The 18427-nt window shown below is 66.1% G+C and carries 17 protein-coding genes; 7 read left to right on the forward strand and 10 right to left on the reverse strand.

Annotation, left to right across the window (positions count from 1 at the left end):
- Positions 1-15: 15 nt before the first annotated feature.
- From QRM89_RS16080 to QRM89_RS16095, 4 genes are all read right to left on the reverse strand, one after another.
- Complete coding sequence (locus QRM89_RS16080) at positions 16-711, reverse strand: glycosyltransferase (protein WP_103701918.1); 696 nt, start codon at positions 709-711, stop codon at positions 16-18.
- 103 nt (positions 712-814) lie between these two features.
- A complete protein-coding gene (locus QRM89_RS16085; protein WP_076056789.1) occupies positions 815-1810 on the reverse strand; it encodes an aldo/keto reductase in 996 nt (331 codons plus the stop codon).
- 531 nt (positions 1811-2341) lie between these two features.
- Positions 2342-2911 (reverse strand): flavodoxin family protein, encoded by a 570-nt coding sequence (locus QRM89_RS16090; RefSeq protein WP_011270027.1) that lies wholly within the window; start codon positions 2909-2911, stop codon positions 2342-2344.
- Between the two features lie 53 nt (positions 2912-2964).
- Positions 2965-3900, reverse strand: a complete 936-nt coding sequence (locus QRM89_RS16095) for a LysR family transcriptional regulator (RefSeq protein ID WP_042594551.1) — start codon at positions 3898-3900, stop codon at positions 2965-2967.
- Between the two features lie 121 nt (positions 3901-4021).
- Here QRM89_RS16095 and QRM89_RS16100 point away from each other — a divergent pair, with 121 nt between their 5' ends.
- The 3 genes from QRM89_RS16100 to QRM89_RS16110 all read left to right on the forward strand — a co-directional run bounded on the left by QRM89_RS16100 (position 4022) and on the right by QRM89_RS16110 (position 8293).
- Positions 4022-4840 carry a class III extradiol ring-cleavage dioxygenase gene (locus tag QRM89_RS16100; protein ID WP_042594553.1) on the forward strand — a complete coding sequence of 273 codons (819 nt, stop codon included), beginning with the start codon at positions 4022-4024 and terminating at the stop codon, positions 4838-4840.
- 241 nt (positions 4841-5081) lie between these two features.
- On the forward strand, positions 5082-6326 hold the full coding sequence (locus tag QRM89_RS16105; protein ID WP_103701916.1) for a putative DNA modification/repair radical SAM protein: 1245 nt from the start codon (positions 5082-5084) through the stop codon (positions 6324-6326).
- Positions 6327-6874: 548 nt separating this feature from the next.
- Positions 6875-8293, forward strand: coding sequence for a UdgX family uracil-DNA binding protein (locus QRM89_RS16110; RefSeq protein ID WP_103701912.1), 1419 nt, complete (start codon positions 6875-6877; stop codon positions 8291-8293).
- A gap of 356 nt (positions 8294-8649) precedes the next feature.
- Here QRM89_RS16110 and QRM89_RS16115 read toward each other — a convergent pair whose 3' ends face one another.
- On the reverse strand, positions 8650-9207 hold the full coding sequence (locus QRM89_RS16115) for a fasciclin domain-containing protein (RefSeq protein WP_186829557.1): 558 nt from the start codon (positions 9205-9207) through the stop codon (positions 8650-8652).
- A gap of 80 nt (positions 9208-9287) precedes the next feature.
- The gene (locus tag QRM89_RS16120) at positions 9288-9740 is read right to left on the reverse strand and encodes a YciI family protein (RefSeq protein WP_103701910.1); all 453 of its coding nucleotides are present in this window, start codon (positions 9738-9740) and stop codon (positions 9288-9290) included.
- Positions 9741-9900: 160 nt separating this feature from the next.
- Between QRM89_RS16120 and QRM89_RS16125 the strand changes: the two genes are divergently transcribed.
- The 3 genes from QRM89_RS16125 to QRM89_RS16135 all read left to right on the forward strand — a co-directional run bounded on the left by QRM89_RS16125 (position 9901) and on the right by QRM89_RS16135 (position 13653).
- Entirely contained in the window at positions 9901-11538 is a 1638-nt protein-coding gene (locus QRM89_RS16125) for a Na+/H+ antiporter (protein ID WP_011038744.1), read from the forward strand.
- Positions 11539-11950: 412 nt separating this feature from the next.
- Entirely contained in the window at positions 11951-12895 is a 945-nt protein-coding gene (locus QRM89_RS16130) for an ABC transporter ATP-binding protein (RefSeq protein ID WP_285448475.1), read from the forward strand.
- Positions 12892-13653 (forward strand): ABC transporter permease, encoded by a 762-nt coding sequence (locus QRM89_RS16135; RefSeq protein WP_011038742.1) that lies wholly within the window; start codon positions 12892-12894, stop codon positions 13651-13653. Before QRM89_RS16130 ends, QRM89_RS16135 begins: the two co-directional genes overlap by 4 nt.
- A 652-nt stretch (positions 13654-14305) precedes the next feature.
- Here the strand turns inward: QRM89_RS16135 and QRM89_RS16140 are convergent.
- Positions 14306-14572: a DUF3297 family protein gene (locus tag QRM89_RS16140; RefSeq protein ID WP_011038741.1), complete on the reverse strand. Its 267-nt coding sequence runs from the start codon at positions 14570-14572 to the stop codon at positions 14306-14308.
- Positions 14573-14738: 166 nt separating this feature from the next.
- On the opposite strand from QRM89_RS16140, the gene QRM89_RS16145 reads away from it, so the two are divergent.
- Complete coding sequence (locus tag QRM89_RS16145) at positions 14739-15293, forward strand: hypothetical protein (RefSeq protein ID WP_273676659.1); 555 nt, start codon at positions 14739-14741, stop codon at positions 15291-15293.
- A 953-nt stretch (positions 15294-16246) separates the two neighbouring features.
- On the opposite strand, the gene QRM89_RS16150 is transcribed toward QRM89_RS16145, so the two are convergent.
- Genes QRM89_RS16150 through motB form a run of 3 tightly spaced genes read right to left on the reverse strand, consistent with a single transcriptional unit; the run spans position 16247 to position 18425 of the window.
- The gene (locus QRM89_RS16150) at positions 16247-16531 is read right to left on the reverse strand and encodes a DUF4031 domain-containing protein (protein ID WP_014506481.1); all 285 of its coding nucleotides are present in this window, start codon (positions 16529-16531) and stop codon (positions 16247-16249) included.
- Positions 16532-16540: 9 nt separating this feature from the next.
- Complete coding sequence (locus QRM89_RS16155) at positions 16541-17239, reverse strand: hypothetical protein (protein WP_285448502.1); 699 nt, start codon at positions 17237-17239, stop codon at positions 16541-16543.
- Positions 17240-17249: 10 nt separating this feature from the next.
- Positions 17250-18425 (reverse strand): flagellar motor protein MotB, encoded by a 1176-nt coding sequence (gene motB / locus QRM89_RS16160; protein ID WP_285448476.1) that lies wholly within the window; start codon positions 18423-18425, stop codon positions 17250-17252.
- Between the last annotated feature and the right edge of the window lie 2 nt (positions 18426-18427).

The following is an 18427-nucleotide window of genomic DNA, read 5'->3' on the forward strand; positions in this document are numbered from 1 at the left end:
GCGGACACGCCTGGTTCAGCGCCGCCGTTGATACCAGAAGCCCAGCGCATCGCGGGTCTGCAACATGCGCCGCCCGCGCCACAGGAACCGCAACAACAAGCCCACATGCTCGCGCTTGGAAAAACTGCGCAGCTTGCGATCGGAGGTGTGCACGGTCTGGCGCAGGATCACAAAGCGCCCGCAGCGCGCCAGGCTGCGGCTGAGCGCGACATCTTCGCCGGCGTAGTAGCGCGCATCGAAGCCGCCGGCGCTGACGAATGCCGCGCGGGTACAGAACAAAAAGCAGCCTGGCGCAATGCCGCTAAGCCGGAAGATCCAGCCGAACACGGCCTGGGCCATGCGCTCCACCCACACGCGCTTGCCATGCAAGTGCACGCGCGCGCCACCACCCACCGCACCGGCATCCAGTGCCGCAAGCGCGGCGGCCATCACCTGCGGATTTACCTGCGTATCGGCATCCAGAAACAGCAGGCGATCGCCATGCGCGGCCTGGGCGCCGGCATTGCGGGTGGCGGCGATGTGCCGCAACTCCACCTCGATCACGCTAGCGCCGTTGGCACGCGCGATCGCCGCGGTGTCGTCGCTGCAGGCATCGGCCACCACGATGGCTTCGTAGTCCAGTTGCATGGCCTGCGCACAGGCATGCAGGCACTGCAGCGTCTGCCCGATCAACGCGGCCTCGTCATGGGCGGGAATCACGCAGGAGAGCATTGCAGTTGCACTCGGTGGCCAAGGACCCGCGCAGTGTGCAGGGGATGCGCGGGCCATGGCGTGAGCTGACGCGTCCGCAGCGCCTGCGGACGCGTGGTGTGGCTCAGCGGTTGACCGCGCCCATCATCGCTTCGGGATAGCGGGTGCCTGCCGCTGCCTGGGGCGGAAAGATCGCATCGATGCGGGCGAGCTCGTCCGGCATCAGCGCCACGTCCAGTGCGGCGATGTTTTCTTCCAGATAGGCCAACCGCTTGGTGCCCGGGATCGGCACCAGGTCCTGGCCCTGCGCCAGCACCCAGGCCAATGCCAGTTGCCCGGGCGTGACGCCCTTGTCGGTCGCGATCGCCTTGACCTGTTGCACCAGCTGCAGATTGCGGGTGAAGTTCTCGCCCTGGAAACGCGGCGAATGGCGGCGATAGTCGTCGGCATCGAAGTCATCCGGCGAGGCGAACGCGCCGGTCAGGAAGCCACGCCCCAGCGGCGAATACGGCACGAATCCGATCCCCAGCTCGCGCACGGTGGCGAACACGCCGTTGTCTTCGGGCTCGCGCGACCACAGCGAATATTCGGTCTGCACGGCGGTGATCGGGTGCACCGCGTGCGCGCGGCGGATGGTGTCGGCCGCGGCTTCGGACAGGCCCAGGAAGCGCACCTTGCCCTGTTCGACCAAGCGCGCCATGGCACCGACGGTGTCTTCGATCGGCACGTTCGGGTCCACGCGATGCTGGTAGTACAGATCGATGTGCTCCACGCCCAGGCGGCGCAGGCTGGCCTCGCACGCGCTCTGCACGTAGTCCGGGCTGCCGTCGATGCCGCGCACGGACGGGTCGTTGGGATCGAGCTTGATGCCGAACTTGGTGGCCAGGAACACTTCATGCCGGCGCGAGGCAATGGCTTTGCCGACCAGCACTTCATTGGTGTGCGGGCCGTACATGTCGGCGGTATCGAGCAGGCTGATGCCGCGGTCGAGTGCGCGGTGGATCACCGCGATCGAGCCGGCCTCGTCGCTGCGATCGCCATAAAAGGCGCTCATGCCCATGCAGCCGAGGCCCAGGGCGGAAACGGTGGGGCCGGAACGGCCAAGCGAGCGGGTGTGCATGGTGGGGGAAACTCCGTGCAGGGGTGAGAGGGCGGCAGGATCGCGCGCGGGGTGTTAGTGCGGCGTGGCCCGTTGATCGGGCGTGCCCAACGTGGACATGCGACGCGGGTGTCAATCAGGTGCGTGTGGTGACCGCAGGTGAGAGCTGCACTGCATGCGCGCGCTGTGCCGTTGGCGATGCAGTTGTGGAGGCGTGTACTGCGCGATCAATGTGGCAGAGGTCGAACGGCAGTGTGCGGTGGCGACCTTTCGCGATCGAAGTGCATCAAGTCCGCAATGACCACGACGCACGCACAGCGCCATCGGTCTACAGCGACACCATGCATTTCTCGTTTGCGAGCCGTTGAATGCCGCGGAGCACATCACCTTGCACAACAACTGCAAACGCTCCGCCTGCAGGCCGGCTACCGCGCGACGCGCAACCACTCCGCACCTACAACGTCACAACCTGCACAGCACCGCAATCAACGCCGAAACGTATTGCGCGCAAGGCCAGGCATGCACACAGCACATGCCTGGCCCTGCACTGGATCAGCCCTTGAGCTTGGCGGCGATTTCAGCCACGCGCTTGCCGAGCAACCTGGCGGTTTCCAGATCGCCGCTGCGTGGTGCTTCCTCCGGCGATGCGTCGGAGGGCGAGATGGCCAGTGCACCACCCCAACCGGCGGTCCAGTTGATGTCCTGCGGGCCGTGCGCCTTGGTGTTGGACGGCGGCAGGCCGGTGCCGACCCAGACCTGGCCATGCTGCTGCGACAGGGTCCAGAAGTACTGGATGGTGGCGTACTTGTCGCCGTTCACCGAGGCCGAATTGGTGAAGCCGGCGGCGACCTTGTCCTTCCACGCCTGCGTGAACCACGGCTTGGAACTGACATCGGCGAACTTCTTGAACTGCCAGGCCGGCCCGCCCATGTAGGTGGGGCTGCCGTAGATGATGGCATCGGCAGCGCCGATCGCTTCCCAGGCCTCGTCGGGCAGGTTGCCGTCCTGGTCGATGCGGTACAGCGTGGCCTCGCCAACGCTGGCGGCACCGGCGTGCACAGCCTCGGCCTGCTTGACGGTATGGCCGTAGCCACTGAAATAGACGATGGCGATCTTGGTCATGTGCACTCCTGGGTTGAGGGAAGCGCCCATGGAAGCACGCGCCAGCGTGCAGATTAATGACCGCGGGCGGGACGAACTGTTGCCGAGGCCGCCAGGCCCGGGGCCGGCGCGCCGATGTGTTCCACCAGGTAATCGATGAAGCTGCGTACCTTCGGCGCCAGGTGGCTGCGGCTGGTGTACACCGCATAGATGCCGATGTCGGCCAGATGGTAGTCGGGCAGGATGCGCACCAGGCGGCCGGCAGCGATGTGCTCGTCGGCGAGGAAATCCGGCTGGATCACCACGCCCTGGCCAGCCACTGCGGCCGCGCTCAGCACGTGGCCGTTATTGGCGCGCAGGCCGCCGCGCAGGCGCACGTCGATATCGCCGTCGGGCCCGTGAAAGCGCACATCGTCGCCGGTGGGCGCGTAGTGATACAGCAGGCATTCGTGGCCGGCCAGGTCGGCCGGATGCTGCGGGGTGCCCGCGCGTGCCAGATAGGCCGGGGCCGCGCAGGGCACCAGCCGCACCGTGCCCAGCTGCCGGGCAATCAGGGTGGGCGCGGGCTGGCGGGTGATGCGCAGGGCGACATCGAAGCCTTCTTCGACCATGTCCACCAGGCGATCGGACAGCGACAGGTCCAGTTCCACCTGCGGGAAACGCGCGCGGAAGCCGGGCAGCAAGGCGGCCAACTGCACAATGCCGAAACTCACCGGTGCATTGACCCGCAGCAGCCCGGACGGCGCCAGCGCCTGCGCGCCCACCGTGGCTTCCAGGTCGTCCAGGTCGGCCAGCAGCTGCAGGCAGCGCTGGTAATAGGCGGTGCCGGCACTGGTCAGGCTGACCCGCCGGGTGGTGCGGTTGAGCAGGCGGGTGCCCAGCCGCTGTTCCAGCGCGGCCACCTGCCGGGTGATGTTGGCGGTGGAGCGGTCCAGTGCATCGGCGGCGGCGCTGAAACCGCTGCGCTCAGCCACCGCCACGAACACGCGCATTGCATCCAGGGTATCCATTGGCGGTCGATTGTTGCCGTAGTCGCAATAAATTATCCGAATTGGCGCGGTTTATCCGATTTTTGCACGGCATACCCTGTGCACCTTGGCTGCCATACCGGCGCCGCCCCGGAGTTCGCCCATGTCCGTCCTGCCCTCGCTGTACATCTCGCATGGCTCGCCCATGACCGCGCTGCGGCCGGGCGAGCTGGGGACGCAACTCGCCACGCTGGCGCAGGGCCTGCCGCGCCCACGCGCGATCGTGGTGGCCAGCGCGCACTGGTTGGCGCGGCGGCCACTGGTAGGTGCTGCCTCCAAACCCGTCACCATTCACGATTTCGGCGGTTTCCCGCCGCCGTTGTACGAGATCGAGTATCCGGCCCCGGGCGCCCCGGCGCTGGCGCAGCAGGTGACGCGCCTGTTGGAACTGGCTGGCCTGCATCCGCAGCAGGACCCGCAGCGCGGCCTCGACCACGGCATCTGGGTGCCGCTGCGCATGCTCTACCCGCAGGCCGACATCCCGGTGGTGCCGCTGTCGATCCAGCCGGAACTGGGCCCGGCTCACCAGTTTGCGGTGGGCCGCGCGCTGGCGCCGCTGCGTGCGGAAGGCGTGCTGGTGATCGGCTCGGGCAGCATCACCCACAACCTGCACGACCTGCACCAGGGCTATAGCGCCGAGCGCGAGGCACCGTATGTGCGTCCGTTCATCGACTGGACCGAGCGCAGGCTGGCCGACGACGACGTGCCCGCGTTGCTCGATTACCGGCGCCAGGCACCGCACGCCGCGCGTGCGCATCCCACCGACGAGCATCTGTTGCCGTTGTACGTGGCGATGGGCGCGGCCGGTGGCGACCGGCTCGGTGCGCAGCGGATCGACGCCGGCATCGATCAGGGCCTGATCGGCATGGATATCTACCGCTTCGATGGTGCGCCGCCGGTGGACCAACCGGTGGCTGCGTAATCGGGCGTGCGGGGTTGCTGCGCGTGAGATCGGCGCAGGGGTTGGATGGCTGCCGCATGGCCGTCGTTACCAAGTGCCGCGCCGCGATGCGTGAGCGGCGGGCTTCACGCAGGGCCGCATCACGGTGATGCCGCATGAGGTGAACAGGCGCGGCGCGCTGCATGGCGCGCCAGCCCTGAAGGGTTCACCGGCTCAGGGCGCCAGTCTCACTGAGTGAGACGCAAACCGGCATGCTGTCTGGGTGAAACTCCTCGACAAGCTCGCTGTCCTCGCCGACGCCGCCAAGTACGACGCGTCCTGCGCCTCCAGTGGCGCCAACAAGCGCAATTCGCTCGGCACCGGGGGCATCGGCAGTACCGAGGGCATGGGCATCTGCCACTCTTACACGCCCGACGGCCGCTGCGTGTCGCTGCTGAAGATCCTGCTCACCAACTTCTGCGTGTTCGATTGCGCGTACTGCGTCAACCGGGTGTCCAGCAACGTGCGCCGCGCGCGCTTCACGCCCGAAGAAGTGGTGACGCTCACGCTGGATTTCTACAAGCGCAATTACATCGAAGGCCTGTTCCTGTCCAGTGGCATCATCCGCAATTCCGACTACACCATGGAGCAGTTGGTGGAAGTGGCGCGGCAGCTGCGCGAGGAGCATCACTTCGCTGGTTACATCCACCTCAAGACCATCCCCGATGCGTCGCCGGAATTGCTGGCCGCCGCCGGCCGCTACGCCGATCGTCTGAGCATCAATATCGAATTGCCGACCGAGCAGGGGTTGACCCAGCTGGCGCCGGAAAAGAGCGTGGGCGGCATCCGCGCGGCGATGGGCGAGCTGCGCTGGCGCATCGAAGAAAACCAGCTGGAGCGCAAGGCCGAGAAAGTGCGCTGCGCCAAGCCGCCCAGGTTTGCGCCGGCCGGGCAGAGCACGCAGATGATTGTGGGTGCCGACGGTGCCAACGATCGCAGCATCCTGGACACCAGCCACAATCTTTACGGCAATTATCGGATGCGCCGGGTGTATTACTCGGCCTTCAGCCCGATTCCGGATGCCTCCTCCAAGCTGCCGCTGCAGGCACCGCCGCTGCAGCGCGAGCATCGGCTGTATCAGGCCGATTGGTTGCTGCGTTTCTACGAATTCAGCGTGGAAGAAATCGCGCCGTCGCAGTCCAGCGGCATGCTGGATCTGGACGTGGACCCGAAGCTGGCCTGGGCGCTGCGCAATCCGGAGCGGTTTCCTGTGGATCTGAATCAGGCGCCGCGCGAGATGCTGTTGCGGGTGCCGGGCCTGGGCACGCGCAATGTGGAGCGGTTGTTGTTGTCGCGGCGGCACGCGCGGTTGCGGGTGGGCGATCTGGCGCGGTTGCGGGTGCCGATGAAGAAGCTGCTGCCGTTTGTGAGTGTGCTGGATCATCATCCGCGGCAGCGGTTGGATGACCCGGCGCGGTTGCGGGCGCAGTTGGCGCCTGCGCCGCGGCAGGCAAGTTTGTTCGATTGACGCCTGTGCCTTCTCCCGTCGGGAGAAGGTGCCCGAGGGGCGGATGAGGGTACGGTTGCACGCATGACTTGGAAGTTCTTGATTGCTTCTACGAATCCCCAATTCCCACCACCGAATCCCTGCGCCAAGAGCTTCCACGCCTTGCGGCGCGGGTTACTTTTGTCTTGGCAAAAGTAACCAAAACCGCTGTCGCCTGACGCGATCCGGCGCGATACAGCCGCACCGGTGCCCTGCGCTCCTCGCCATACGCGGCACGGCGCCCAAACTCGCTGCGCTCAAACAGGGCGCCTCTTCGGCCACGTATGGCTGCGGTGCTCGGCTCGCTCCAAGGCGACTTGGTGCAGCAAAATCAACGGCGACAAGCGACAAGCGACAAGCGACAAGCGACAAGCAACCAGCAACCAGCAACCAGCAATCAGCAATCAGCAATCAGCCGTATCAGTAGCAGCAATAACCGCAACATCCCGCAGAAAAATCGCAACAACGCAACGAGAGTGCCGCCAGTAGAGCGATGGCGAGATCGGAAATCTTGAGGTCAGGTGCAAGCGATGTTCAGCGCTGAAGTTGAGCCAGGTTGGAGTCTTGATGCATGGCGTGCGTTGGCGCGGGCGGGGTGGTGTGCGCAGGTGGGGCCGGATGCGGTGGATTGGAATGGGGGCGCGCAGGGTGGGTTGTTGATGGGGCAGGGGGTGCTGGATTTGCCGGCGGTGGTGGCGGGGCCGCGGGTGTCTGCGGAGTTTCTGCAGCTGGCGTCGGCGGTGTTGTGCCATCGCGATGTGCAGCGGCATGCGGTGCTGTACCGGTTGTTGTGGCGGATTGCCTCTGGTGAGCGGGCGTTGCTGGAGCGGGCCACCGATGTGGATGTGCATCGGGTGATGCAGTGGCAGAAGGCCGTGCAGCGCGATTCGCACAAGATGAAGGCCTTTGTGCGCTTCCGGCGTTTGCCGGGTGAGGAAGAAGAATTCGTGGCCTGGTTCGAGCCCGAACACTGGATCCTGGACCGGGTGGCGCCGTTCTTTGCGCGGCGGTTTGCCGGTATGCGTTGGGCGATTCTTACGCCGTACCGCAGCGTGCGCTGGGATGGCGAAGCGTTGACGTTTGGCGAGGGCGCGGCGCGCAACCAGGTGCCCGCCGACGATGCGCAGGAAACGCTGTGGCGGACCTACTACGCGCACATCTTTAATCCGGCGCGGCTCAATCCCACCATGATGCGGCAGGAAATGCCGCAGAAATACTGGAAGAACCTGCCCGAGGCCACGCTGCTGCCGGAGCTGATCCGCGAGGCCGGCGTGCGTGTGCGCGAGATGGCTGAACGCGCGCCCGAGCCGGTGCGGCGACGGGTGCCGGCAACGCCTGCGGCGCTACCAGCCGTGGCTGCGCAGAGTCTTGCGCAGCTGCGCGTGGCCGCGCGCGATTGCCGGCGCTGCGACCTATGGCAGCCGGCAACACAGACGGTGTTCGGCGAAGGGCCGGACGACGCGGCGGTGATGGTGATCGGCGAGCAGCCGGGCGACGAAGAGGATCTGAGCGGGCGGCCGTTTGTGGGCCCGGCCGGGCGCTTGTTCAATCAGGCACTCGGTGAGCTGGGGATCGATCGGCAGCGTTTCTATGTCACCAATGCGGTGAAGCATTTCCGTTTCGAGCAACGCGGCAAGCGCCGCTTGCATCGCAATCCCGAACGCAGCCATGTGCAGGCGTGCAATGGCTGGTTACAGGCCGAGCGTGCGCAGCTGCGGCCCGCACAGATTGTGTGCCTGGGCGCGACGGCGGCGCAGGCGGTATTGGGGCCGGGCTTTCGCTTGATGCAGGAGCGCGGGCAATGGCAGCGCCTGGACGATGGCACGCCGGTGCTGGCCACGGTGCATCCATCCTGGGTCTTGCGGCAGGGCACGCCGTCGGCGCGCGACGCCGGCTACCGCGGATTTGTCGCGGATCTGCGCCAGCTGTTACAGGCACCGCCGGCGTAATTGCCGGTGTCGGCGCAAAAAAATGCGCGTGCAAACGCACGCGCACGGTGTCGCAGTTCGAACGACACCAAGGGAACGGCGTGAATACCGGCCGTTCCGTCACCGCCGCTTCGCGGTGATGTCGCAGCCCGCGAGAGCCGCATCTGTAGCGACTGGGTCGTCACAACGGTGCCGCATGTCACAGGCCTGCACTGGCGTAGGAGCGACCCAGCACGCAATCAGGCATCCCAGTGACGCGTCACGCGTGCCGGGGCGCTCCTACATAAAGCAGTGCAACGCGCTCTGAAAAAAACCGCCTGTGCGCGTGTTCGATCACCGCAGGCAAGCAGCGGTGATCAGCCGCACAGGCATGCCGATTACGGCATCAGCACCTTGTCGATCACGTGGATCACGCCATTGCTCTGCATGACGTCGGCCGTTGTGACGGTGGCGGTGTTGCCCTTGGCATCGGTCAGAGTGACCTTCTTGCCGTTGAGCTTTGCAGTGAGCGGTTCGCCCTGCACGGTGGTGAGCGTGGCACTACCGCCGCCGGCCTTGATCTTGGCGATCAGCGAGGCGGCGTCCACCTTGCCTGCCACCACGTGGTAGGTCAGCACCTTGGTCAGCGTGGGCTTGGACGCGGGTTTGAGCAGCGTGTCCACGGTGCCGGCCGGCAGTGCGGCAAACGCGGCATTGGTGGGCGCGAACACGGTGAACGGGCCTGGGCCCTTGAGCGTGTCGACCAGGCCGGCCGCCTTCACTGCGGCGACCAGGGTGGTGTGGTCCTTGGAATTGACGGCGTTGTCGACGATGTCCTTGGTGACCAGCATCGGTGCGCCACCCACCATGGGGTTGGAGGCGGCGTAGACCGGCGCAACGGCGCTGGACAGGGCAATGGCGGTGGCAATGGCAAGCGACTGGAGAGACGTCTTCATGGACAGCGATCCTTTGAGTGGACGATCGCCTGGATGGCAACCGTACGCTTCAATACGCCGGCCACTCCGGCGCGGATGCATCACGCCGCGTCGACATTTCCGCTTCCGTTCGGACTCGTGACAGAAACGTTATGCCGCTGCACGCTGAGATCGCCGGCCGGTGCGCCCACCTGTCGCCGCACCGCATGCATGTCGCGGACCGGGCGCACTTCGATACAGCCGGTGGCCGCCCAGGGGAAGGCGGCTGCGATGCGCAACGCCTCGTCCATGTCGGCGGCCTCGATCAGGTTGAAGCCGCCCAGTACTTCCTTGGTTTCTGCAAACGGCCCATCGCTTACGCGGACCGCGCCGCCGCGTACACGCACGCTGCGCGCGGTGGTCGCCGGCTCCAGTTGTTGCGCCTGCAGCAGCTGGCCTTGCTGGTGCATGACATCGGCATTGGCGAAGCAGTGCCGCATCATGCTGTCGGCTTCTCCATCCGGCAGCGTATCCAGCAAGGTGGCATCCAGATAGACCAGCAACAGAAACTGCATTGGCGCATCCTCGCAATCGTCTGCTGCCGAGTGTAGCCGGCAGGCCTTGCGCTGCGGCGGTTCCACCCCCGCGCGCAAACGCGGTATGTTCCATCATCGGTGCCGTGTTGCGGTGCCACATGCCTTGCCGCGCCGCGGCCGATTTTTTTCTGGGTTTTGCATGCATTCGATTGATGTCGTCCTCGCCATGTTGCTGGCGGTCGCGGCCAGCGGTTACCTGATCCGCATCCTGCCGTTCTCGTTGCCCTTGCCGTTGGTCCAGATCGCGCTCGGCGCGGTGGTCTCCGGTGTGTTCGATGCCGGACACGAGCTGGAACCAGAGTTGTTCTTCCTGCTGTTCCTGCCGCCGCTGCTGTTCCTGGATGGCTGGCGCATTCCCAAGCAAGGCCTGTTCCGCGACAAGGCGGCCATCCTCGAACTAGCGCTGGGGCTGGTGGTGTTCACCGTGGTGGGGGCGGGCCTGCTGATCCACTGGCTGATCCCGGCGATGCCGCTGGCGGTGGCGTTCGCGCTGGCGGCGATCATCTCGCCGACCGACCCGGTGGCGGTGTCGTCGATCGCCTCCAAGGTACAGATTCCCAAGCGGCTGATGCACATCCTGGAAGGCGAGTCGCTGCTCAATGACGCCTCCGGCCTGGTGTGTTTCCAGTTTGCAGTGGCTGCGGTGCTCACCGGCACCTTCTCGGTGGCGACCGCATCGCTGACGTTTCTGTGGGTGGCACTGGCCGGCCTGGGCCTGGGCGTGGCGACCACCTTCGGGCTGAGCCGCATCCAGGCCTGGATCTGGCGCCACTTCGGCGAAGAACCCGGTTCGGCGATCCTGGTCAACCTGCTGACGCCGTTCGCCGCCTACCTGCTGGCCGAAGCCTTCCACGCCTCCGGCATCCTGGCGGCCGTGGCCGCCGGCATCACCATGAGCTACGTGGAAATGGCCGGCAACGCGCCGGGCAACATGCGCCTGCAGCGCTCGGCGGTGTGGGACACGGTGCAGTTCACCTTCAACGGCATCATCTTCGTGCTGCTTGGCGAGCAGCTGCCGGGCATCCTGGACGGCGCGGTGCGCAGCGTGCAGGAGGCCGGGCACCTCAATCCATGGTGGCTGGCGGTCTACGTGGCCACCATCAGCGCCAGCCTGATGGCGCTGCGCTTTGTGTGGGTGTTCCTGTCGCTGCGCTGGAACCTCTTCAAGGCGCAGCGGCGTGGCGAGGCGCATGTGAGCCCGCCATGGCGGATCGTGGTGGCGGTGTCGCTGGCCGGCGTGCGCGGCGCGATCACCCTGGCCGGCGTGCTCACGTTGCCGTTGGTGCTGGAAGACGGCTCGCCGTTCCCGGCCCGGCAGCTGGCGATCTTCCTGGCCGCCTCGGTGATCCTGGTGTCGCTGCTGGTGGCCAGCGTGGCATTGCCGCGCCTGCTGCGCGGCCTGGAGTTGCCCGAGGAAGAAGACGAGCAGCTGAAGGAAGACCTGGCGGTGAAGGCCGCTTCGCAGGCGGCGCTGGAGGCGGTGGAAAAACTGCGCCAGCGGTTGGTGGAAGACAGCGCGCATGCCGAGCGCTACAACGCCGCGGCCAACCAGGTCAGCCAGCGCTATCAGCGCAAGCTGGGCGCGGTGGACATGGCCGAAACCGACCCGGAAGAGGCGGGCGCCTTCGAACAGGCACTACGCCAGTTCCGTCACGCCGCGCTGGTGGCCGAGCGCAACGAGCTGTTCAAGCTCGCCCGCCGCCGCGAGATTTCCGACGATCTGTCGCGCCGGCTGGTGCGCAATCTGGATCTGATCGAGTCGCGTAAACGCGCGTGAGCGCGCCTGCGGCGCGCGGGAATTGGGAATCGGGAGCGGGGAATCGTAAGGGCCAAAGCGGCTGTGCGGCCTCGGCGGCGTAGGAGCGCGCTCGCGCGCGATGGGGCTCTCCCGGTGATGCCGGTCGATCGGGAATCCAGAGTCGGGAACCGTAAAACCCAGCGCGGCGGTCCGGCCATGGCTGTGTAGGAGCGCGCTTGCGCGCGATGGAGCCGTCCCGGTGAAACTTCTCGCGCACAGGTGCGCGCCTGCATCTCACATCGGCCATTCGCGACACGCACTCCAACGGCTGCGTTCGCTATGCACAAGCGCGCGCTGGCAACGGTCGGGAGACACCATCCCATCTTTACGCCTCCCATCTTCATGGCGCACGGCCTACCCTGTAACGCTGATCGTTCCAGTGCAGAACCCCATGACTCCGATCGTTTCCATCCAGGGACTCAGCAAGACCTACGCCGGGGGATTCCAGGCGCTCAAACGTGTGGATCTGGACATCCAGCGCGGTGAGATCTTTGCATTGCTCGGCCCCAACGGCGCCGGCAAGACCACCTTGATCAGCATCATCTGCGGGCTGGTCAATCCGAGCACCGGCACCGTGCTGGCCGATGGCCACGACATCGTGCGCGACTACCGCGCCGCGCGTGCCAGCATCGGGCTGGTGCCGCAGGAGCTGGCCACCGATGCGTTCGAAACCGTGTGGGCCACGGTGCGCTTCAGCCGCGGCCTGTTCGGCAAGCCGGCCAATCCGCAATACCTGGAGTCGGTGCTGCGCCAGCTGTCGTTGTGGGACAAGCGCAACAGCAAGATCTCCACCCTGTCCGGCGGCATGAAGCGCCGCGTGCTGATCGCCAAGGCGCTGGCGCACGAGCCGCGCATCCTGTTCCTGGACGAGCCCACTGCCGGCGTGGACGTGGAGCTGCGCCACGACATGTGGCAGATGGTGCGGCGGCTGCGCGAACAGGGCACTACGGTGATCCTGACCACCCATTACATCGAAGAAGCCGAAGACATGGCCGACCGGGTCGGGGTGATCAACCGCGGCGAGCTGGTGCTGGTGGAAGACAAGCACACGCTGATGCGCAAGCTCGGCAAGAAGCAGCTCAGCTTGAGCCTGCAGGCGCCGCTGCATGTGATTCCCGCGCCGCTGGCCGACCTGCCGCTGGAGCTGTCCGCCGATGGCACCAGCCTGATCTACACCTTCGACACCCAGGCCGAGCAGACCGGCATCGGTGCGCTGCTGCGACGGCTCAACGAACAAGGCATCGATTTCAAGGACCTGCATTCCAGCGAAAGTTCGCTGGAAGAGATCTTCGTCAACCTGGTGCATGGCGCACGCAACGCGGAGGTGCGCGCATGAACCTGCATGCGATCGGCGCAATCTACCGCTTCGAAATGGCGCGCGCGTTCCGCACGCTCACCCAGTCGATTGCCTCGCCGGTGTTGTCGACTTCGTTGTACTTCGTGGTGTTCGGCGCGGCGATCGGCTCGCGCATGGGCGCTATCGACGGCATCAGCTACGGCGCCTTCATCATCCCCGGCCTGGTGATGCTGTCGCTGCTCAACGAAAGCATCTCCAACGCCTCGTTCGGCATCTACATGCCGCGCTGGGCCGGCACCATCTACGAGGTGCTGTCCGCACCGGTGGCGTGGTGGGAGATCGTGATCGGCTATGTGGGCGCGGCAGCGACCAAGTCGGTGATGCTGGGCTTGCTGATCCTGCTCACTGCGCGGCTGTTCGTGCCTTACGAAATCGCGCACCCGGTGTGGATGCTGGGCTTTCTGGTGCTCACCGCGCTGACCTTCAGCCTGTTCGGTTTCATCATCGGCATCTGGGCCGACGGCTTCGAAAAATTGCAGGTGATCCCGTTGATGGTGGTGACGCCGCTGACCTTCCTGGGCGGCAGCTTCTACTCGATCAACATGCTGCCGCCGATCTGGCAGAAGGTCACCTTGTTCAACCCGGTGGTCTACCTGATCAGCGGATTCCGCTGGAGCTTCTACGGCAAGGCAGACGTGCACATCGCGGTGAGTACCGGCATGACCTTCCTGTTCCTGCTGGTGTGCCTTGGCGTGGTGGCGGCGATCTTCCGCAGTGGGTATCGGCTCAAGGCGTGAGGCGTGAGTGCAGTGGTTTTGTCGGCCGCATTTTAGTGGATGCCGTCGAAAGTCCGGGTCAAACGCGCCGCAAGTCCAGATCAAACGCTGAGTGGGTCGAGGGCGCGGTGCCCTCAGCGCTCGCGGGACACGCCGTGAACCCGTCCCTGAGGGCTCGGTGGCGGCATCCATGCCGCCACACGGTCCCGCAAGCGGCGAGGACATCGCACCAGAACGTCTGCTGGTTGCTTCGTTGAAAGCCATGCACACCGACCATTGGATGCCGACGGAAGTCCGGGTCAAACGCGTCGGAAGTCCGGATCAAACGCTGAGTGGGTCGAGTGCGCGGTGCCCTCGCCACTTGCGTGACACGCCGTGAACCCGTCCCTGGGGCTCGGTGGCGGCATCCATGCCGCCACACGGTCCCGCAAGCGGCGAGGGCACCGCACCAGAACGCCTGCTGGTTGCTTCGTTGAAAGCCATGCACACCGACCATCGCGACTGGTCTTTGCCCGCTAACCGGCGCGGGACCTGACGCGGCATGGATGCCGCGTAGCGCCGACATGGACGTGCGGACAGCGTGTCCCGCGCAATGGGCGGGTTAGCCCTGCACCTAGTGCGCGGATCAGCCGGCCTGTCGTCGCCTGGCGTGACGTGGGTTTGTCAGCCGCGCTTACTCGGCAGCAGGCTTGGCGTCGCTCTTGGTGTCCAGGTAATAGGCCACCACCTCGCCCTTGACCTTCATGGTCATCGGATTACCGCGACGATCGCGCGCCTTGCCGGCCTGGACCTTGATCCAGCCTTCGCTGATCGAATACTCCTCGACGTTGTCACGCTCGATGCCGTTGAAGCGCACGCCAACACCGCGGCTCAGGGCGTCGGCATCGTGAAACGGGCTGCGTGCATCGATGGCCAGATGATCGGGAGGGGTATCGCTCATGGGAAAGGGCGTCATGACGACCGGGATGACCGTCTTCGGCCGCACAGGATACGGGCCTGCGCGGCGATGACCAGCCCCCTGCAGGTGGCCGCGGGCGGCGTAACGGTTTGCATGGCGCGCGTCAGGCGGCACACTTCACGCTGAATCTTTCTGTGAGACCCCCGCCATGCCCGACAACAGCGCCGATTACGAAGACGACGACGGCCTGCCCTCCGATCTGGAGGAGGCCGATGACGTCGACGATCATCCTGGGCGGGTCTGGAACCTGCTGGTGCTGATCAATCCCGGCGACGAAGAGACTGCGCTGGGCCAGTTCGACGCCTGGCGTGAAGCGCAGGCCGAGGCGGAAGAGGACGACGAAGACGATGCCTGGCTGTGGGCGCTGAAGGACGCCATCGACTGGCGCTCGGGGTTTTACGTCGACTGGAAGGACACCGATTCGTTCATCGCTGCCATCGACGAGCTCAGTGCGCGCTGGAACCTGCGCATCGACTGGGGCGGCGACCTGGATGACGAAGACTTCGCCAACGGCCTGGGCGTGCCCGACCTGATGGCGGTGGCCTTCGACCGCCTGCGCGAGCACGGGTATTCGCTGTGGAACTGGAACACCGGCGGCGACGCCTACGCAGGCTGGATCGCACTCAGCCGTGACGACGACGCGATGCTGGCACTGACCTCGTTGATGGACGTGGAAGTGCGGCTGGGGAATGAGGCGTTCTGAGGCCGGGATTGGGGAATCGGGAGTGGGGATTCGCAAGAGCGGTCCCCCGGGGCTGCTGCAGTGTGGGGTGCTTAGGAATACGCGCTGTGGCAGCGGGTGGAAGCGTGGCCTGGCGCTGGGTCATGCAGGCTGTGCAGCGACGCGGCGCCTTGGGTGTGGCTAGTTGGGTGATGTGGTGAGCATGCCGAGCATCCACGAAGACCGCCACCAACCGCCGCGTAGGAGCGCGCTCGCGCGCGATGAAGCTCTCCCGGTAATGCCTCATCGCGCGCAAGCGCGCTCCTACACAAGCGCAGGTCACTGCAGTCTGGATGGTTGTTGCCCCGACGCGCGTGCGTGCGTGGGAAAGCCTGGCAGTCGAAGGCATCAGGCCGGAAGACCTGCCGCGTAGGAGCGCGCTCGCGCGCGACGAAGCTCTCCCGGTAACGCCCCATCGCGCGCAAGCGCGCTCCTACACAAGCGTGACGTCACTGCGGTCTGGATGGTTCTGCTCCGACCCGCGTGCGTGCGTGCGTGGGCAAGCCTGGCAGTCGAAGGCATCAGGCCGGAAGACCTGCCACGTAGGAGCGCGCTCGCGCGCGATGAAGCTCTCCCGGTAACGCCCCATCGCGCGCAAGCGCGCTCTTACACAAGCGTGACGTCACTGTGGTCTGGATGGTTGCTGCTGCGATGCGCGTGCGTGCGTGGGCAAGCCTTGCAGTCGAAGGCATCAGGCCGGAAGACATGCCGCGTAGGAGCGCGCTTGCGCGCGATGAAGCTTTCCCGGTAACGCCCCATCGCGCGCAAGCGCGCTCCTACACAAGCGTGACGTCATTGCGGTCTGGTACGCAGCCATGCAACCAACGACACTCACCGATCAGGCGCAGTTACCAATCAGGCCGCAGTCACCGCTTTTACGATTCCCGACTCCCGACTCCCGACTCCCCAATCCCCAATCCCCAATCCCCGCCTCCTCAAGGCACCTCCCCCCGGGCCTGCGCGCGCGCATTGGCAATCAGCGCCTTGAGCAGGGCGCGGTCGGTATGGCGGGAGATGGCGATGGCGCCAAGGGCGATCGCCTCGGTGCGTAGCGGGGCGGGCACGTCGTAGTGCGCGCCGCTGAGTTTGTTCTGGAAGGCGCGGCGGGGAATGCCCAGCCGCGCCGCCATTGCATGCAGCTCGTCCAAGGTATCGCCGAGCAGGTGCGCCCAGCGCTGGTCGCGCCACAGGTGCACGGCATCGTCGACGTAGACGGCCATCAGCTGGCCTCAGGCCTTCTTGCTCTTCTTTTTCTTGGCGCCGTCGGTGGCGTCGGCGTCGTCCTGCGCGGTTTCGGCCGCGCTGTCGTCAGCGTCGGCGTCCGCATCAGCGGCGTCCGCATCGGCTGCCACTGCATCGCTGTCGCTGTCGTCTTCGCCTTCTTCGCCTTCGCCGGCGTCATCGCCATCGGCATTTTCGAACTCGGACACCAGCGTGGTCAGGTATTCCTTGGCGGTCTTGCCTTCTTCGGCGGCCAGGTCGTCGATCATCTGCTGCAGCTGGGTCGAATACTCCAGCGAGATGGTCTTGCCTTCCTTCTCCTGCAGGTTGGCCAGGTGCTTGAGCATGGCCAGCATCGGGACCGGGTTGTCGGCGCTGCCCATGGTCTGGCCGCCGATCGACAGCATCCACTCGCTGCCGCCCTGCAAACCGATCGCGGCGACGACGCGGCCGTCGGCATCCTGCAGCACGGCGTGGTTGGTGACCTGGGGCGCCTGGCCCAGACGGACGATCGGGCGCTTGGGTTGCTGCTTCTTGCGCTTGTCGCGCTTGGCCTTGGAATTGCGGGACATGGTGTTCTCGACGCTGGAAATGGCCGGCCATTCTAGGCGCTTGTGCGCGCCACGGCTCGGACTGGCCCTGCGGTACGCGCGGCGACGCTGCCGATCAGCTCGCCAGGCGGTGCGAAAAGCCCACCCGCCAGCGATGTCTGGCGCGTCAGTTCGGCTGTGCCGACTCGCTGGTGGCCACCCGTGGCGCGGCGATGGCCGCTTCGGCTGCCTTGGCGAGCGCGGCCGCCGAGGCCACCTGCGCGCTGGACGACACCCGCGGCGCCGCCGGCTTGGTGCCGGCCGCAGCAGGTGCAGGCACCGGCGCTGCGGTGCCGGCAGCGGCCGGTGCGGTTGTGCTGCTTCCGGCCGCCGCAGGTGTGCCCACCGTGGCGGTGCCGGTGGCGGCAGCGCCGCTCAGGTCCGGCACATGGGTGTCGGCATCGGGAATGGGTTTGCCCAGTGCCACGCCCTGGTCACTGCCGGCCAGGGCCGCCTGCTCGGCGTCCTGGGTCATCACCACGATGCTGATGCGGCGGTTGATCGGATTCTGCGGGTTGGTCTTGTCGAACAGCACCGACGAGGACAGCCCCACCACGCGGGTCACCTTGGCATCGGCCATGCCACCGCCCACCAGCGCGCGGCGCGCGGCGTTGGCGCGGTCGGCGCTGAGCTCCCAGTTGGTGTAACCGGCATCGCTGCTGTAGGCGGTGGTGTCGGTGTGGCCGGTGATGCTGATGTGGTTGGGCACCTGATTGATGAAGCTGGAGAGCTCGCGCAGGATGTCCACGGTGTAGGGCTTGAGCTGGTCGCGGCCGATGTCGAACATCGGGCGGTTCTGCTTGTCCACGATCTGGATACGCAGGCCATCGGGGGTGAGATCCAGCAGCAGCTGGTCCTTGAACGGCTCCAGCGCCTGGCTCTTGTCGATGGCTTCCTTCAGGTCCTGCATCAGCGCTTCCAGGCGCTTCTTGTCCTTGGCGCGGCTATCCACGTCGGTATCGGCGGCGTTGTCGCGCTTGCGGCCCATTTCGTCCTTCTGCCCCTTGGCCATGTCGGCGGTGCCGCCGAGCTTGATCATAGAGGTGCTGGCGCCGCCGGGCCCGTTCATGCCGGGCGAGGGCGCCGGCGATTTGCCGGACAGCGGGCTGGGATTGCGGAAATATTCGGAAATCGCCGCGCGCTGTTCCTTGGTGGTGGCCGCCATCAGCCACAGCACCAGGAAGAAGGCCATCATCGCGGTCACGAAGTCGGCGAACGCCACCTTCCAGGCGCCGCCATGGTGGCCGCCGCCCTGGACCTTCTTGACCCGTCGGATGATGACGGTGGATTTGCCCTCGGCCATGA

This window comes from Xanthomonas sp. LMC-A-07 (assembly GCF_030208825.1).
Classification (GTDB): domain Bacteria; phylum Pseudomonadota; class Gammaproteobacteria; order Xanthomonadales; family Xanthomonadaceae; genus Xanthomonas; species Xanthomonas campestris.

Excerpts from the sequence above, each read along its gene's own strand:
- QRM89_RS16115 (WP_186829557.1), bottom strand. The coding sequence starts at position 9,207 with ATGAAGACGTCTCTCCAGTCGCTTGCCATTGCCACCGCCATTGCCCTG.
- QRM89_RS16080 (WP_103701918.1), bottom strand. The coding sequence starts at position 711 with ATGCTCTCCTGCGTGATTCCCGCCCATGACGAGGCCGCGTTGATCGGG.
- QRM89_RS16145 (WP_273676659.1), top strand. The coding sequence starts at position 14,739 with ATGCCCGACAACAGCGCCGATTACGAAGACGACGACGGCCTGCCCTCC.
- QRM89_RS16130 (WP_285448475.1), top strand. The coding sequence starts at position 11,951 with ATGACTCCGATCGTTTCCATCCAGGGACTCAGCAAGACCTACGCCGGG.
- QRM89_RS16085 (WP_076056789.1), bottom strand. The coding sequence starts at position 1,810 with ATGCACACCCGCTCGCTTGGCCGTTCCGGCCCCACCGTTTCCGCCCTG.
- QRM89_RS16125 (WP_011038744.1), top strand. The coding sequence starts at position 9,901 with ATGCATTCGATTGATGTCGTCCTCGCCATGTTGCTGGCGGTCGCGGCC.
- QRM89_RS16100 (WP_042594553.1), top strand. The coding sequence starts at position 4,022 with ATGTCCGTCCTGCCCTCGCTGTACATCTCGCATGGCTCGCCCATGACC.
- motB (WP_285448476.1), bottom strand. The coding sequence starts at position 18,425 with ATGGCCGAGGGCAAATCCACCGTCATCATCCGACGGGTCAAGAAGGTC.
- QRM89_RS16140 (WP_011038741.1), bottom strand. The coding sequence starts at position 14,572 with ATGAGCGATACCCCTCCCGATCATCTGGCCATCGATGCACGCAGCCCG.
- QRM89_RS16120 (WP_103701910.1), bottom strand. The coding sequence starts at position 9,740 with ATGCAGTTTCTGTTGCTGGTCTATCTGGATGCCACCTTGCTGGATACG.
- QRM89_RS16110 (WP_103701912.1), top strand. The coding sequence starts at position 6,875 with ATGTTCAGCGCTGAAGTTGAGCCAGGTTGGAGTCTTGATGCATGGCGT.
- QRM89_RS16095 (WP_042594551.1), bottom strand. The coding sequence starts at position 3,900 with ATGGATACCCTGGATGCAATGCGCGTGTTCGTGGCGGTGGCTGAGCGC.
- QRM89_RS16090 (WP_011270027.1), bottom strand. The coding sequence starts at position 2,911 with ATGACCAAGATCGCCATCGTCTATTTCAGTGGCTACGGCCATACCGTC.
- QRM89_RS16150 (WP_014506481.1), bottom strand. The coding sequence starts at position 16,531 with ATGGCCGTCTACGTCGACGATGCCGTGCACCTGTGGCGCGACCAGCGC.
- QRM89_RS16135 (WP_011038742.1), top strand. The coding sequence starts at position 12,892 with ATGAACCTGCATGCGATCGGCGCAATCTACCGCTTCGAAATGGCGCGC.